This window comes from Desulforhopalus singaporensis (assembly GCF_900104445.1).
GTDB classification, from domain to species: Bacteria; Desulfobacterota; Desulfobulbia; order Desulfobulbales; family Desulfocapsaceae; genus Desulforhopalus_A; species Desulforhopalus_A singaporensis.
Genome location: NZ_FNJI01000025.1, coordinates 70,292 through 85,350, shown reverse-complemented (window position 1 = coordinate 85,350; position 15,059 = coordinate 70,292). Strand labels below are relative to the sequence as shown.

Annotated in this window: 14 protein-coding genes; 6 read left to right on the top strand and 8 right to left on the bottom strand. The window is 51.0% G+C overall.

What is annotated here, in order from left to right:
- Window positions 1-348 precede the first annotated feature (348 nt).
- Both BLQ17_RS15915 and mtnP read right to left on the bottom strand, forming a co-directional pair.
- Entirely contained in the window at window positions 349-888 is a 540-nt protein-coding gene (locus tag BLQ17_RS15915) for an adenine phosphoribosyltransferase (protein WP_092224620.1), read from the bottom strand.
- Window positions 889-913: 25 nt separating this feature from the next.
- Window positions 914-1,666, bottom strand: a complete 753-nt coding sequence (gene mtnP, locus BLQ17_RS15910; protein WP_092224618.1) for an S-methyl-5'-thioadenosine phosphorylase — start codon at window positions 1,664-1,666, stop codon at window positions 914-916.
- 193 nt (window positions 1,667-1,859) lie between these two features.
- On the opposite strand from mtnP, the gene BLQ17_RS15905 reads away from it, so the two are divergent.
- From BLQ17_RS15905 to BLQ17_RS15895, 3 genes are all read left to right on the top strand, one after another.
- Complete coding sequence (locus tag BLQ17_RS15905) at window positions 1,860-2,357, top strand: signal peptidase II (protein ID WP_176761271.1); 498 nt, start codon at window positions 1,860-1,862, stop codon at window positions 2,355-2,357.
- 177 nt (window positions 2,358-2,534) lie between these two features.
- Window positions 2,535-3,653, top strand: coding sequence for an aspartate-semialdehyde dehydrogenase (gene asd, locus BLQ17_RS15900; protein WP_092224614.1), 1,119 nt, complete (start codon window positions 2,535-2,537; stop codon window positions 3,651-3,653).
- A gap of 260 nt (window positions 3,654-3,913) precedes the next feature.
- The gene (locus BLQ17_RS15895) at window positions 3,914-4,369 is read left to right on the top strand and encodes a hypothetical protein (protein ID WP_092224612.1); all 456 of its coding nucleotides are present in this window, start codon (window positions 3,914-3,916) and stop codon (window positions 4,367-4,369) included.
- 63 nt (window positions 4,370-4,432) lie between these two features.
- On the opposite strand, the gene BLQ17_RS15890 is transcribed toward BLQ17_RS15895, so the two are convergent.
- Window positions 4,433-6,136, bottom strand: a complete 1,704-nt coding sequence (locus BLQ17_RS15890) for an FAD-dependent oxidoreductase (protein WP_092224610.1) — start codon at window positions 6,134-6,136, stop codon at window positions 4,433-4,435.
- Between the two features lie 247 nt (window positions 6,137-6,383).
- Here BLQ17_RS15890 and BLQ17_RS15885 point away from each other — a divergent pair, with 247 nt between their 5' ends.
- The 3 genes from BLQ17_RS15885 (at window position 6,384) to folD (ending at window position 12,177) form a co-directional block, all read left to right on the top strand.
- Window positions 6,384-8,798: an acetate--CoA ligase family protein gene (locus tag BLQ17_RS15885; RefSeq protein WP_092224608.1), complete on the top strand. Its 2,415-nt coding sequence runs from the start codon at window positions 6,384-6,386 to the stop codon at window positions 8,796-8,798.
- Window positions 8,799-9,399: 601 nt separating this feature from the next.
- Window positions 9,400-11,175, top strand: coding sequence for a formate--tetrahydrofolate ligase (locus BLQ17_RS15880; RefSeq protein ID WP_092224605.1), 1,776 nt, complete (start codon window positions 9,400-9,402; stop codon window positions 11,173-11,175).
- Window positions 11,176-11,280: 105 nt separating this feature from the next.
- A complete protein-coding gene (gene folD / locus BLQ17_RS15875; RefSeq protein ID WP_092224603.1) occupies window positions 11,281-12,177 on the top strand; it encodes a bifunctional methylenetetrahydrofolate dehydrogenase/methenyltetrahydrofolate cyclohydrolase FolD in 897 nt (298 codons plus the stop codon).
- 118 nt (window positions 12,178-12,295) lie between these two features.
- Here folD and BLQ17_RS22695 read toward each other — a convergent pair whose 3' ends face one another.
- The 5 genes from BLQ17_RS22695 to BLQ17_RS23250 are packed head-to-tail and all read right to left on the bottom strand — an operon-like array spanning window position 12,296 to window position 15,022.
- Window positions 12,296-12,586, bottom strand: a complete 291-nt coding sequence (locus BLQ17_RS22695) for a DUF8180 domain-containing protein (protein WP_092224601.1) — start codon at window positions 12,584-12,586, stop codon at window positions 12,296-12,298.
- A gap of 42 nt (window positions 12,587-12,628) precedes the next feature.
- Window positions 12,629-12,823 (bottom strand): CooT family nickel-binding protein, encoded by a 195-nt coding sequence (locus BLQ17_RS15865; protein WP_092224599.1) that lies wholly within the window; start codon window positions 12,821-12,823, stop codon window positions 12,629-12,631.
- Window positions 12,824-12,853: 30 nt separating this feature from the next.
- On the bottom strand, window positions 12,854-13,789 hold the full coding sequence (locus BLQ17_RS15860; protein ID WP_092224597.1) for a methylenetetrahydrofolate reductase: 936 nt from the start codon (window positions 13,787-13,789) through the stop codon (window positions 12,854-12,856).
- Between the two features lie 2 nt (window positions 13,790-13,791).
- Window positions 13,792-14,454, bottom strand: a complete 663-nt coding sequence (locus BLQ17_RS15855) for a methylenetetrahydrofolate reductase C-terminal domain-containing protein (protein ID WP_092224595.1) — start codon at window positions 14,452-14,454, stop codon at window positions 13,792-13,794.
- A gap of 49 nt (window positions 14,455-14,503) precedes the next feature.
- Complete coding sequence (locus BLQ17_RS23250) at window positions 14,504-15,022, bottom strand: hydrogenase iron-sulfur subunit (RefSeq protein WP_281180548.1); 519 nt, start codon at window positions 15,020-15,022, stop codon at window positions 14,504-14,506.
- Between the last annotated feature and the right edge of the window lie 37 nt (window positions 15,023-15,059).

Below are 15,059 nucleotides of genomic sequence, written 5' to 3'. Positions count from 1 at the left end.
GTTTCTTATAAAATAAGAGCTCGTTTTTGAAATTACGAAAACATAGCTCAATGCGACCAAGGTCGCGTTGGGCCCGTTTGCTTTGTTTGTTGTTATTCAGTTTTCAAGGATCGTGCTCCCTCTTCCCGAAGAAAGAGGCGCGGTGCGAGTTCCGCGACGAGCTGGCTAATCTAACCGATCAGCGATTTTATGTCAATCTTTTTTTTCTTCTTTTTTCGTTCCGAAGAACTTGAAACAACTGCGATAACCGTCATGGCGCGCCCGCTGTTTGCCCGTCCCTCAGAGACCGCAGGAAAGTACTTGATTACGGCCTCTCAGTCAAGAACAAAATGACAGAATCTTATTTTTTTATTCTCCGTCAAACTCCATCACGGCAAACACCGGACAGCCGACCAATTTTTCACGGCCCTTAAGATCCGGCAACTCTATAAGAAAAGAGCATTCTATCACCTCTCCTCCAAGTTCTCGGACGAGCCCTACCGTTGCGCTCACCGTACCTCCTGTCGCTATGAGGTCGTCGACGACCACCACCTTGTCTCCTGCTGAGATAGCATCCCTGTGGACCTCAAGCGTGCCTGATCCGTATTCCAGATCGTAACTCTTCTCCAGGGTCTCGTACGGCAGCTTGCCTTTTTTCCGCACCGGAACAAAACCGACCCCAAGCTTATAGGCTAGAACTGCGCCGAACACAAACCCCCTGGCGTCGATACCGACTACTTTATCGATCTTTTTCTCTTTATAACGCTCAAACAGGATGTCGCACGACATCCTCAAGGCATGGGGGTCTTTCATCAATGTCGTCAGGTCCCGAAACAGTACTCCTTCAATGGGCCATCCAGGTACTGTTCGTACCGTTTCTCGTAGATCAAGCACTATCTGTTTGTTCATCTGTTTTTCCTGAAGGTATTATTGGTTATTTACGGCTGAAGCCTTTTACCACCTCAATAAGAAGTGACGTCACATTGCTGGCATTCTTGTTGAACACCGCCAGGATTTCATCCCAGGTGACCGGTTCCTCACCCTGCTTCCAGCAATCGTAATCGGTGGACATCGCCACTGCACCATACGGTATTTCCGCCTCGTTGGCCAAAATAGCCTCCGGAGCAGTCGACATGTTAATAACGTCGGCGCCCCACATCCTGAACATGTTGGACTCGGCCACCGTGGAAAACCTCGGTCCCTCGATGGTAACCACGCACCCTTTTCGATGTACAGGAAGGTTCAGGCTCGATGCGGTACCGTACAGCCTCTGTCTGAGCTCGGAATCAAACGGAGCGGCCATGGCTACGTGTTTTGCGCCATTGGCAAAAGAATCGTGGAAGGTATTTTTTCTAAACCTGGTAAAATCGATAAACTGATCGAGAACAACAAGATGTCCCCGGTCAATTTCTTCTTTGAGGCTGCCGCAAGCGGTGGTCGCGATGATGTGCGTCACCCCGATCTCCTTGAGCGCCGATATATTGGCCCTGTTGTTCACCTGGGCAGGGCTGTACTGATGGCTGTTGCCGTGGCGAGCCAGGATGACCGTCTCGACTCCCTCTATTCTACCGCATCGAAGCGGTGAGGAAGGATCGCCAAAGCGGGTGGAGACATGAACTGTTTCGGGGTTCTTGAGGATATCCGGGTCATCCAGTCCGGACCCGCCGATAATGCCTATCTTAGTCATACCATCTCCTTGGATCTGATTTTTCTCTTTTTGCCATATCGTGCATGGAGCTGGTGAATCTATCGAAATGTTCATATCTTGGCAACGAATATCTCAACTCCGCCTTGCGTCATGGCCCAGCTCATCGTATTGTGCCCGTGACAGGCGCCATACCATTTACCCATGTGGTGCACAAAACTATCCACAGCGTACAATGACAATTCTTCCCAGCTTCTATTACCCGCGTCTCATCCTCTTTTTTCTTATTGCACTGGACCTCTTTTCCAAGCAGTGCGCCAGGAGATTTCTTGCCCAAGACACCCCGGTCTTTCTCTTCGGTGACGCTATAACCCTGATGGTTGTCACCAACTATGACGGATTCGCAGGAACCATGGCAGCAATGCCTCACTGGCTGCACCAGTTGTTATCGATCTATGTTTTCGCCGTCGCGACCACCCTTCTTGTTGTCGTTCTGCTGAAAAAGGAAAAATCGCAGGACTCCTATGTCCTTCCGCTCGTTCTTGTAACGGCTGGAGCGCTGGGAAACGGTATAGACAAGATCATGCATGGCGGAGGGGTAACAGACTTCATCCAGCTCAACATCGCTCTTTTGCAAACAGGAATATTCAATTTTGCGGATTTTTTTATAATCAGCGGATCGTTTGGCGCAGGCTATGTCTGGTTCTCTTGCCAAAAAGAAGGCCCTGTATAAAAATTATTTCTCGTGGTTTTCATTATTATTGTGTATTGGTATCTTACTTTGATATCCTTAAAGCCTTCCTCTTTTAAAGGCTGCGGGAGAGGTGGACAAAGCTGTAACTTGCTAAAGAGTTGCATTTTGCATACATAAATAGAAAAAAATTACAGAATTCTTGTAGGGAGTCTATACATGTTAAAAGTTGGATTTATCGGTTGGCGCGGAATGGTCGGCTCTGTCTTGATGGAAAGGATGCGTGAAGAAAATGATTTTCAGGGATTTGAGCCGGTATTTTTCACAACCTCCCAGGCCGGCCAGGACGGCCCCGATGTCGGGTTCGGGACCAAACCTCTTGAAGATGCCATGGACATTGGCAGGCTTTCGGAGATGGATATTATTCTTTCCTGCCAGGGAGGAAGCTACACCACCGCCGTGTATGAAAAATTGCGCGAGAACTGGGACGGGTACTGGATTGATGCCGCCTCCACCCTGCGCATGAAAGACGACTCGATTATAGTACTTGATCCGGTAAACCGCTCGGTGATTGATGACGGCCTCAAGCGCGGCATTAAAAATTACATCGGCGGTAACTGTACCGTGTCCCTGATGATGATGGCCCTTGGCGGGTTGATTGAAAATGACCTGGTGGAATGGATCAGCTCCATGACCTATCAGGCGGCAAGCGGCGCCGGTGCCAAAAATATGCGGGAACTCATCACCCAGATGGGCGAGATCGAGAAAGATGTCGACGACCTTTTGGCCGATCCTTCCTCGGCTATTCTTGATATTGACAGAAAAATAACCGCCAAGCTCAACGATTCATCGCTCACCACCGACAACTGGGGAGTGCCCCTGGCCGCAAGCCTTATTCCGTGGATAGATGTGCCTGTTGCCAACGGGCAGTCCAGGGAAGAGTGGAAAGGTGTGGCGGAAACCAACAAGATCCTTGGCAACAAAGAACCCGATCTTATTCCGGTGGACGGCCTTTGCGTCAGGGTAGGCGCCATGCGGTGTCATTCCCAGGCGTTTACCATAAAACTGAAAAAAGATATCGAGGTTGCAGAGATAGAAAAAATCCTCGACAGCCATAACCAGTGGGTGAAGGTGATCCCCAACGACCGGGAGATAACCACCAGGGAACTGACTCCGGTAAAAGTATCCGGCACGCTGACCGTTCCGGTGGGACGAATCCACAAAATGAATATCGGCCCGGAATACCTGACCGCCTTCACGGTAGGCGACCAGCTGTTGTGGGGAGCAGCGGAACCGGTTCGCCGTATGCTCAATATTCTGCTCAACCACCTGCAGTAGTCGACGGTTCTGCCGGCGGATAACAGGTCGTAAACCTCGCCCATCCCGAGCTTTTCACCAAGTAACGGATGGGCAAGTTTGTTTTTATTCCCGGAACTGCCGCCGTGCCGTCACCCACCTGCAGGACCAGGACCGGCAAGCCCGCAGCCACTGTTTCTAGCCCCTGGGTAACAGCCCGGGCAACTCCTGTAACAGGATTAATCAACACGCACCTTGGGCGATCGGTGAAAATTTTATCCAAGAAAGCCCGGAGATGGCCAATGGCAAAAAAAAAGACACAGGAATTACTGAAAAGAATCAATTACCTCGAAGCCGATATTGAAATTCAGAAACAGATTCTGTTTTCCATTCCTTCCGACCAGAAAGACGAAATGGAGAAAACGATCACCATAATCTCGCAAAAAAACCAGGAAATCGCCAGACTGCGAGAGGAGATCAAAACCGTTGACCCGGAAGAATACCAGCGGATCGTCTCGTTTGAGGAAGCCATAAATCTTTTTAAACAAATCGCCTCGGAAAACGCGTTCGAGACAATCGTCCATAAAAATATAGGCGAACAGTGCTTTCTTGATCTTGCCGACGGGAAAAAAATTGATTGCCTGATAAAAGCGTCAGACAAAAACGCCAACTGGACTGTCATCACCCCCGACGGCCAGCTCAAACAGTATCCGAAAGAAAAAGTGGCAGAACAGCCGCCGGAAAAAAATCTGCAGTAACACAACTCAGTATCGGGTTGCTCCCCGGGACTGTCCGGCAGCCGGACAGTCCCCGCAAAAAAGCTACACGAAGTCGGGATCGGTCACTCTTATCATGGCCAGCCCCCCCTGCACATTCCTGGTTCTGGTGACAGCGTTGGCATTGAGCAGGATCTGGGCCTCGTAAGAACGGGGCCCGGTATCGCAGATAATAAAGTAATCCCTGTCAGGCGGTATCTGCCTGATCTTGCCTCGCAACTGGTTCTGCGGTATGTTGAGCCACCTGGCACCATATTTTTCGATAAAAGGCGCCGCCTCTTTTTCCCCCCTGACATCCAGCACCTGGATATCAGAATGAGAAAACTCCTGGAGAAAATCCGCCGCATCAATCGGTACATTCCTGCCGGCCAGCACGTTATCCAACGCATTCGCGGCATTGTTGACCACATCCATTGCCGAGGCAAAAGGAGGAGCGTAGGCCGTCTCAAGACTGCATATTTCATCCACGGTTACGCCATGGCTCAACAACACCGCCACCGTATCGACTCTGGATTTTACCGCGTCTCCGTTTTTCCCCACCGCCTCTATGCCGAGCACCTTACGGGTCTTCCTGTCGGCCAGCAGGGTAATGTAAATCAGTTCTGAGCTGGGATAGAAATGGGCATGATCGGCCTGGGAGACCACGGCATAAACCGGGTCAAACCCTGTCTCTTTTGCCTGCCTGTAAGTGAGCCCCGCCTTGCTTGCCCCCAACCCGAACACCTTGATGCAGAAAGTCCCCACGGTTCCTTTGAAATTCGACTGTCCGCCGCTTATGTTGTCGGCGATAATTCGTCCCTGACGATTTGCCAGCGACCCCAGCGCCATCATCATATTCTCGCCGCTTACCAGATTGCGAAGCTCCACGCAGTCTCCGCCCGCATAGATATCCGGATCGCTGGTCCGCATCCTCCTGTCAACCAGTATCCCGCCGGACATACCTATGGAAATTCCTGCCTCCTTCGCAAGACTGGTGGAAGGACGAACCCCGGCGGCGAGCACCACAATATCCACTGAAAGGGTCTTCGCCGTTGTTTCAACGAGAAGCCCGCCCTCTTCAGCTTTTTTAATGGCAAGAACCTTCTGCTCAAGCAACAGTTCGACCCCGTTTTTCTCAAGCTCTTTTGCGGTAACCCTGGCCATGCACTTGCCCAGCAGGGTCGGCAGGACCTGGTCCTCCATTTCAATAAGACTGGTCTGTATTCCCCACAGATCGGTCAAAGCTTCGGTTATCTCAAGTCCGATCGCCCCCGCTCCTATCACTACGGCCTTTCCTACTTTGCCCTGAGCCATCAAGCCCTTGATCTTTTCCGCCTCGTGCAGATCCGATACGGTGAAGACATTTTCCAGATCGACTCCGACAATAGGCGGACGCACCGCCCTCGCCCCGGTGGCCATAACCAGCTTGTCATACTCAAGATAGCCGTCTTTGTTGTTATCAAGAAAAGAGACCCTCACCCTTTTGTTGTTCCGGTCGATTTCCAGGGCTTCAACCCTGGTCATGACCTTGATTCCCTTGCACGACAGGAAAAACTCCTCATCCCGGACCATGTGTGCGGTTGTTTTATACAGATCCTCGATGTCGTTGATATCTCCTCCGACATAATAGGGGATTCCACAGCCGCCATACGAGATGATGTTATCCCTGTCTATCAGCGTAATTTCGGCGTCCGGGTCCAACCGCCTGAGCCTGCAGGCTACCTTGGGCCCAAGAGCCACCGCCCCGATAATCAAAACTTTTTTTGCCATTGCACATCCTTTTTATCACCTTGCTGCTGGTGTTATGATTTTTCCATGAAAAGAACATAAAAAACATTTTTCGCAAGATACCCTGCATTGTAAATCGTTTATCGATTGATACAATACCACAAAGTGTGCATTTGCACGTATTATTCAGCGATTTGACCAGTTATGATATAATTATCACACAGGATGCTTGTCCATTGGCAATCAGTGATCGATCCCACACCAACATCTCGGGCCGTTATCGAAATCAATGCATATACACATCGACTACCCGGGGCTTACGTCCCTTCTAAAAAAAGCCGCCAGCGAAGGAAGAAATTTTCTTTTCGAATATGAGGTATATCATTTCGTCGAGCTGATCGGCGGAGACACGACTCCTCACTACTACTTCCTGCCGACAGGCGCAAGAATGAACCCGGCTGAACTGGCACGACTTCCCGGAGAAAAGGTAGTGGTCAAGGTCGTTTCCCCGGAAATTATCCATAAAAGTGACGTCGGGGGAGTTGCCATATGCAGCAAAAACGAAAAAGAGGTCCTCTCCACAATTCGTAAAATGTCGGTGGAAGTTCCTAAAAAGATAGCCTCTCAATACTTTTTCAACCACAATTTCGCCCAGGGCATCGAACGCGACCTGCAGCTGGCCGACTATGCTGAGGCGGTAAAACAGAAGCTGGCCGGTTTTCTTGTCTGCCAGTTTATCGAATCAGGCACCGGCGGATTTGGCAACGAGCTGCTGATTGGCCTGAGAAACACCAGGGAATTTGGCACAATTATCATTGCTGGCCTCGGGGGGACCGACACACAACTCTACGCCGACAGCATCAGAAGGGACAAGGCAGTTACCTCTTGCGGGGTCGACCTGGTAGACGGACAGACTTTCTTTCGCCGTTTCCAGAAGACAATCAGCTATCGCAAACTTGCCGGCATGACCAGGGGTGGCAGGCGAATCGTGACAAATGAGCAGTTGCTGGAATGTTTTTCTGCCATGATTGAGGCGGGCCGATACTTCTCAAGCAGTAATACCGCTACCCCGTACACCATAGAAGAGTTTGAGGTGAATCCGTTTGCCTTCAGCAACTTCCTCATGACCCCGCTTGACGGCGTGTGCGCTTTCTCCACCCGGAAAACGACTTCCCCCCCCAGGCCCACGGAAAAAATTGACCTTCTCCTACACCCCGAAACCATTGCAGTGGCAGGAGTATCCCAGCACGAGATCAATATCGGACGCATCATACTGAACAATATCCTCGCTCACGGGTTTGCCAGGGATAAGATTACCGTAATACACCCTGTTGCCGGGGAAATTGAGGGGCTTGCCACGGTACCAGACGTCGAATCCCTCCCATGGCAACCGGATCTTCTGATTCTGGCTATTTCCGGCCCACAGCTTTCCCAGACGATCGAGTCAGTCATTCAGAAAAACCTGGCGGCAACGGTAATCCTGGTCGCCGACGAGATCGGTCCGCCGATCCCCCGTGGAAAAAGCAGCATCACCTCAAGTCTGAGGGAGAAAATAGCCAATTACCGGCTGAGAAATCTCCACCCCCCGGTATTCCTCGGCGGCAACAGCCTCGGGGTGTTGTCCAACCCGGGCAATTATGACGCAATGTTCATTCCCGACACCAAACTGCCGAAAAAAAAAGGCGACCACCTCCGTTCTTCGGTGTTCGTCAGCCAGAGCGGCGCCTACATGATCACGAGAATGTCGAAACTGGCCTTTCTCGACCCGGCATACGCAATTTCGGTAGGCAACCAGACGGATCTCACCGCAGGAGACTTCCTCCACTACCTCAATTCCGTCGATTTTGTCAAAACGCTCGCTTTTTATATAGAAGGGTTCAACGATCTGGACGGAATTGTCTTCGCCAAAGAGGTCGAGCGGGCAATCTCGCTTGGCAAGGAGGTTATCCTTTACAAGGCTGGTCGTACCCAGGAGGGTAAAGATGCCCTTTCAGGACACACCGCATCCATTGCCGGCGATTACATGGTCTGTCAATCCTGCATTACCCAGGCCGGCGCCATTGTCGCCGAAACCTTCAACATTTTCGAAGGGCTGCTTCGTTTATCCACCTCGCTTGGACAGAAGCGGATAAGGGGAAACCGCCTTGCTGCCATAAGCAACGCCGGCTATGAATCGGTCGGAATCGCTGACAATATCCTGGGTGAAGACTACCGACTTCAAATGGCGGTTTTCAGCCGCCAGTCAGCAACAAGGCTCCAACGGGTTCTCGACTCCGCCCATCTCGGCTCATTGGTCAGCGTGCACAACCCTCTTGATATAACGCCAATGAGCTCAGAAGACATTTACATCGACACCATAAATATCCTGCTGGCTGATCCCAATATCGATATTCTCGTGGTCGCCATCGTGCCCCTGACACCGATGCTGCACACCCTGCCGGAAGAGCTTCACCCGTCGCCAGGACGGGTTGACAGTTCAATAATTTCAAACATTTCAACAATTAACAATCACACCGACAAACCAATAATCCTGGTTCTTGACAGCGGTCGTCTCTACGACCCTTTCGCCGATGAACTCGAACAGGCCGGTCTGCCGGTATTCCGATCCGCCGACCTGTGCATCCTCACCCTCGGTAAATATGTCCAGGCTCGGCTGACAAATCGAACTGGTGCGGCCAATCAAACAGGTTCAGTGTCGGCCTGAACGCCCATAGTTGGCTCTTAGCCACCACCGCACCAGCCCGTGCAAAGCTTGCGCTCCCGAACAACGATGTTCTTCGCCCCCTTAAGTTCGGTTCTCATGATTTACAGGGCCGAAACGGTCGGATACCACACCGTGGAAAAAGTTTTTTTTGCTCTATATTATTTAGTTTTTGCCTTTTCAAAACTGATTGATAATCATTTTTTTTTATGGTAGGAATTCTGTGTTGTGAACTGTAGAAGTCGTGTATTAAATGGTAGATTCTGAGAAATTAGGCAGCAACAGCTGGAGGAACCAATGGTCCGGTCACTTCACTTCGCTATTTTCAGATTTCAACATTTGACCTGTTACTGGCAGACAACCTGTTTCGGTCTCAGGAGTAGATCCTGTTTCAACCATTCTTTTAACGACAACAGTGTAAAATCGTAAGAAATTTCAGGAGACTGTTAAGATTAACAGGCTCAATGCCAAGGACTGGTTTTTCGCGTACGATTACCTATTACCATTTTGCTGTATAAGTTGTTTCAATGCTTCGAAGGAACTAGTTTCGCTGTATTTTAAAACTTGGCTCGCAACGAGCCTGAATCTAACAAAGGAGTGAACCATGCCATTAGATCCAACCAAACATGCTGATTGGGAAATTGCGCAGGAAGCAGAAAAAACAATGTTGTCAATCTATGAGATTGGTGAAAAACTTGGCTTGACCAAAGAAGAGCTTCTTCCTCAGGGCCATTACATTGGAAAAATCGATTTCCGCAAGGTTCTTGAGCGCTTGAAGGACAAGCCGGATGGGAAATATATTGATGTAACCGCTATCACCCCCACCCCGCTTGGCGAAGGAAAGTCCACCTCCTCAATGGGCCTGGTTCAGGGACTCGGCAAAATTGGCAAGAGTGTCTGTGCCGCAATCCGTCAGCCTTCCGGCGGACCTACCATGAACATCAAAGGTTCTGCAGCCGGCGGCGGTCTTGCCCAGTGCATCCCCCTCACCCCGTTTTCTCTCGGGTTCACCGGTGACATCAACGCGATCATGAATGCCCACAACCTGGCAATGGTCGCTCTCACCTCCCGTCTGCAGCACGAAAGAAACTATACCGACGAACAGCTTGAAAGACTTTCTGGCATGAAGCGCATCGACATCGACCCGACCAATATCGAGATGGGCTGGGTCATGGATTACTGCTGCCAGGCGCTGCGAAACATAATTATCGGCATCGACGGCGTTAACGGCAAATCCGACGGTTTCATGATGAAATCAAAATTCGGTATCGCTGTTTCCTCAGAGGTTATGGCAATTCTTTCCGTTGCCAAGGACCTCAAGGATATGCGCGAGAGAATGGGCAAAATCGTCGTTGCCTACACCAAAAAAGGCAAGCCTGTAACCACCGAGGACCTCCAGGTCGCAGGGGCAATGACCGCGTGGATGGTTGACGCTCTCAACCCATCCCTGATGCAGACCCTCGAAGGCCAGCCGGTTATCGTCCATGCCGGACCTTTCGCCAACATCGCAATCGGTCAAAGCTCCATCATCGCCGACCGCGTAGGCCTCAAGCTCGCTGACTACCATGTCACCGAGTCCGGCTTTGGCGCCGACATCGGTTTTGAAAAATTCTGGAACCTCAAGTGCCGTTATTCCGGCCTCAAGCCCGACTGTGCCGTAGTTGTCGCTACCATCAGAGCCCTGAAATGCCACGGTGGTGCACCGGTACCTGTTCCCGGTAAGGCGATGCCTGTAGAGTACAGCCAGGAAAATGTTGACTGGGTTGCCAAAGGGTGTGACAACCTCATCCATCATATCCGCAACGTCCGCAAGGCCGGGATCAGCCCCGTTGTCTGCATCAATGCGTTCTACACCGATACTGATGCGGAAATCGCCAAAGTACGAGAACTGTGCGAGGCAGAAGGTGCTCGCGTTGCCCTGTCCCGTCACTGGGAAAAAGGCGGCGACGGTGCCATCGAGTTCGCCAAGACCGTTGTCGAGGCCTGTGAAGACAAGACCGAGTTTAAGTTCCTCTACGAACTCGACATGCCTATCAAAGAGAGAATCGAGCTCATCGCCAAGGAAGTTTACGGTGCCGACGGTGTCGACTTCTCTAACGATGCAAACAAGGCGATCGACAGGATTCAGGCGGATCCCGAACTCTCCAAGCTCGGCATGTGTATGGTGAAGACCCACCTCTCACTCTCCGACAACCCTGCCCTCAAAGGTGTACCCAAAGGATGGCGTCTGACCATCCGCGAGGTGCTCACCTACGGCGGCGCCGGCTTTATCGTACCTGTTGCAGGTACCATCAGCCTCATGCCTGGAACCGGCTCCAACCCGGCATTCAAGCGTGTTGACGTCGATGTTGAAACCGGCAAAGTTGAAGGTGTATTCTAAGCCTCTGTGTCGCCAATAGACAACGGAAGCGGCAAACTATCCCTTAGTTTGCCGCTTCCTGCATTCCGGCCTTACCAAAGAATCTGATAAGGAGTTTATGATACAATGACTGCTGAAATTATTAGTGGTACCGAAATACGTAAAGAAATCCTCGCCGAGATCAAGCAGGAAGTTGAGGAGATGAAAGAAAAAGTCGGTAAAGTCCCCGGCCTGGTGACTATCCTCGTGGGCAAAAGCCCTGCCTCCGTGAGCTACGTTACACTTAAGGTAAAAACCGCCCTGAGTGTTGGATTCAACGAGATCCAGGACGACCAGCCGGAAGACATTTCCGAAGCCGATCTGCTGGCCCTTATCGACAAGTACAACAACGATGAAAACATTCACGGCATCCTGGTCCAGCTTCCGCTGCCCAAGCATATTGATGACAAGAAAGTTCTCAACGCCATCAATCCGGACAAGGACGTCGACGCATTCCATCCGGTGAACGTAGGTCGGTTGATGATCGGCGGCGATGAGGTCCGTTTTCTGCCGTGCACCCCGGCTGGTATTCAGGAGATGATCGTCCGTTCGGGAACCGAGACTTCCGGTGCTGAAGTTGTCGTCGTCGGCCGTTCCAACATCGTTGGCAAACCGATTGCTATGATGATGGCCCAGAAAGGTGTCGGCGCCAACTCCACCGTCACTATCGTTCACACCCGTACCAAGGACCTTGCCGCTCACTGCAAGCGCGCTGACATCCTGATCGTTGCCGCCGGCGTGCCTGACCTGGTCAAGCCGGAATGGATCAAGCCTGGTGCCACGGTTATCGACGTCGGCGTCAACCGTGTCGGCATGAACGAAGCCACCGGAAAAGCCATCCTGAAAGGCGATGTTGACTACGACAGGGCAAAAGAGATTGCCGGAAAGATCACTCCCGTACCGGGCGGTGTCGGACCCATGACCATAGCAATGCTCATGAAGAACACCCTTACCTCGGCTAAAAAGACACTTGGTCTTGAATAATTGACCATCGTCTGAACGGAGTTTACAGCAACAAAAAAGGCGGCAGAAATATTTTTTTCTGCCGCCTTTTTTCGCGTATGGTTGGTAACGTAACGCTACCTCGCTTCACCAAAAAAAATTAATGATCATGATCATGGTCGTGATGATGATGATGGTGATGATCATGATGGTGGTGGTGATCATGATGGTGATCACTACTTTTCTGCGGACCGCCAAGCTCGTGCAGCGCTTTTCCCAGTTCTCCGTTTACTGTTGCCATTTTTTCTATCGCTGCGGTGATATGGTCGGCTAACGATTCCCTGTTCTCCTCACTCATCAACTTGCGCCATGTTTCAAACTCTTCAACGTGTCCCTTGTTATGGTCTATCCAGTGCTGCAGCAAAACTCTGAGCTTTTCGACGTTATCCATTACTTTTCCTGTCGCTCCCTGTTATGTTGTTAACCTCAGCCGCTACCTTGTCTCTTTAAGAAAAACCTTTCCGTCGTTGAAATCAATCCTGCTTATGGCAACTCCGTTTATTGTCCTGGTGCCGTCGAACAGGCTCGTTATTTTCAGGCCATCCTCAAGAACTTCCAAAGCGGTCACATTCTCAAGCAACAGTTCTTCATCGCCGCCTTTGGTCAACATCACACTTGTCTGGCACATGACGCAATTCCCTTTATAAAATAATCTTTGTTAATCTACTGCAGGTCTTGGATAAAGCCCTGCCCGTTCAACTATTTCAGGCACCTTTTCTTCCCATTCGATAGCCATGATATGAAACCCTGAAACTCCGGTACACTCTTTTAACCTTTCTATCGCCTCCACCGCAATGGTAATCCCCTCGGCAGCCTGTTTCTCTTTCGGGACCCCGGAAAGGCGATCGATGATTTCCTGTGGTACATCCATCCCGGGAACCGCACGGGCCATGTACTTCGCCATACCGACGGATCTCATCGGGGTGATCCCGGCAAGGATATAAACCTTCTCGTGCAACCCCCTGTCCACCACACCTTTCATCCATTCTTCAAACTTGTCAAGATTATATACACATTGGGTCTGAATAAATTCGGCGCCGGCGGCCACTTTCTTGGCCAGCCTCGGCACACGAATCTTGAACGGATCGGCAAACGGGTTTGCCGCGGCGCCGACAAAAATTTTCGGGGGGACCTTGATTTCGTCGCCGTTCAAGAATTTTCCCTCGTCACGCATATGACGGACGGTCTGGATCAGCTGCATCGAGTCGAGGTCAAACACATTCTGTGAACTGGGATTGTCGCCGAAGCTTTGGTGGTCACCCGACAGACAGAGAACACTGTTTATGCCAAATGATGCCGCCCCGAGAATATCGCTTTGCAGGGCAATCCGGTTCCTGTCGCGAACCACCATTTGCAGGGCCGGTTCCAACCCTTCGTTTTTCAGGTGGATGCAGGAAGCCAGGCTGCACAGTCTCGTAACCGACGTCTGATTATCGGTTATATTGATGCAATCGACGTGATCCTTTATCAGATGACCTTTTTCGACAACAACAGCGGCATCGCTTGAACGGGGCGGCCCGCATTCACTGGTCACCGCAATATGCCCGTTTTTCAATATTTTTTCGAGTCTGCTGTTCGTTCGTATCTCTTTCATCTTTAGAAGTCCTCCAGTTTGAATGATCGAGGCCCTCCTGCCCTGTCTTTGGACCAGTCTTTTATAGGAGTGATTTTCTCATAATCATCGAGTTTACCGAGCGCTTCAAGCCGATCGACCACGAGTTGCCATGCGCAGTCAACATCCTTGGAGATCTCGCATTTTCCGTCGGAGGACCCTCCGCACGGGCCGTTGAACAGTCTCTTGCAGCAGCGGCTGACCGGACAGACCCCTCCGGTTATCCCGAGGATGCAGTCTCCACAGGCCTGGCACTTTTCAGTAAAAAATCCCTCCGCCGGGACATCGCCGAGAAAGGTGGTGTTCAGTGCCGGGTAGACCGGGGTGGACATATATTTTTGGGCGGTAAACTGGACCCCGATACCGCAGGCAAGGCTGAGAATCGCTTCTGATTTTCTAAGGGTTTCCTGAACCTTGTCGAAGAAAGGATGTTCGCACTGTCGTTCGATTCCCCCGTCGCTGATCTCAATCTCAACATCTTCCTGGCTTGCCCTCATGCGCAATAGAGAAGCCAGAATCTCCGCCTCCTTGTTTCCCCCCTGATGACAGACAGACACACAGGTATTACATCCGAATACGGTAAGCTGCTTATGCCCTTTGACCATATCCCATATTTCGTCAAAAGGTTTCTGTTCTCCTACTATCATAGTATCTCCACTCCTTCATCGATAACGTATCCCCGCCCTAAACCTCTTGTCAGGCGGCCTGTTTATCACTCACGGTGGTCTCTTTCTTCTTTTTTAGTGCATACCAGATCGGTGACGGACCCTTTTCGGCTATCCGTGCTGTGAACTCGGTACAGATTTCCGCCCATCTCGGCCCTTGCGCCGCAGACAGGTTGAAAAACTCCAGCCTTGCGGGATCTACCCCCACTAAGAGCAACATTTTCTTTACCCTGCGTACTCTTTTTACCGCGTTGAGATTTCCTTCCAGGAAATGGCATTGTCCCTCAAGTCAGCCGGCGGCGAAAACGCCGTCAACCCCCCGCTCAAACGCCCTCAGGATATATACCTGGTCAAGCTTTCCGGTACAGGGCAGCCGTATGACCTTGACATTTGGCGGATACGGCAGCCTCATGACCCCAGCGAGGTCGGCTGCTGCAAAGGCGCAATAGTGACATGCAAAAGCTATTATGTTAGGCTTCCAGTCATCCGGTATTTCACGCTGCTTTTCCGGACTTATCGGTTCTTCAATTTTTTCTTCGCCAATCGCCATGCTTGATTCCTTCTAGTTGACTTGACCTTTCAAAGAA

Excerpts from the sequence above, each read along its gene's own strand:
- BLQ17_RS22695 (WP_092224601.1), bottom strand. The coding sequence starts at position 12,586 with ATGGATAACGTCGAAAAGCTCAGAGTTTTGCTGCAGCACTGGATAGAC.
- BLQ17_RS15915 (WP_092224620.1), bottom strand. The coding sequence starts at position 888 with ATGAACAAACAGATAGTGCTTGATCTACGAGAAACGGTACGAACAGTA.
- BLQ17_RS15860 (WP_092224597.1), bottom strand. The coding sequence starts at position 13,789 with ATGAAAGAGATACGAACGAACAGCAGACTCGAAAAAATATTGAAAAAC.
- folD (WP_092224603.1), top strand. The coding sequence starts at position 11,281 with ATGACTGCTGAAATTATTAGTGGTACCGAAATACGTAAAGAAATCCTC.
- BLQ17_RS15885 (WP_092224608.1), top strand. The coding sequence starts at position 6,384 with ATGCATATACACATCGACTACCCGGGGCTTACGTCCCTTCTAAAAAAA.
- BLQ17_RS15865 (WP_092224599.1), bottom strand. The coding sequence starts at position 12,823 with ATGTGCCAGACAAGTGTGATGTTGACCAAAGGCGGCGATGAAGAACTG.
- BLQ17_RS15890 (WP_092224610.1), bottom strand. The coding sequence starts at position 6,136 with ATGGCAAAAAAAGTTTTGATTATCGGGGCGGTGGCTCTTGGGCCCAAG.
- BLQ17_RS15880 (WP_092224605.1), top strand. The coding sequence starts at position 9,400 with ATGCCATTAGATCCAACCAAACATGCTGATTGGGAAATTGCGCAGGAA.
- BLQ17_RS15895 (WP_092224612.1), top strand. The coding sequence starts at position 3,914 with ATGGCAAAAAAAAAGACACAGGAATTACTGAAAAGAATCAATTACCTC.
- BLQ17_RS15855 (WP_092224595.1), bottom strand. The coding sequence starts at position 14,454 with ATGATAGTAGGAGAACAGAAACCTTTTGACGAAATATGGGATATGGTC.
- BLQ17_RS15905 (WP_176761271.1), top strand. The coding sequence starts at position 1,860 with ATGACAATTCTTCCCAGCTTCTATTACCCGCGTCTCATCCTCTTTTTT.
- asd (WP_092224614.1), top strand. The coding sequence starts at position 2,535 with ATGTTAAAAGTTGGATTTATCGGTTGGCGCGGAATGGTCGGCTCTGTC.
- mtnP (WP_092224618.1), bottom strand. The coding sequence starts at position 1,666 with ATGACTAAGATAGGCATTATCGGCGGGTCCGGACTGGATGACCCGGAT.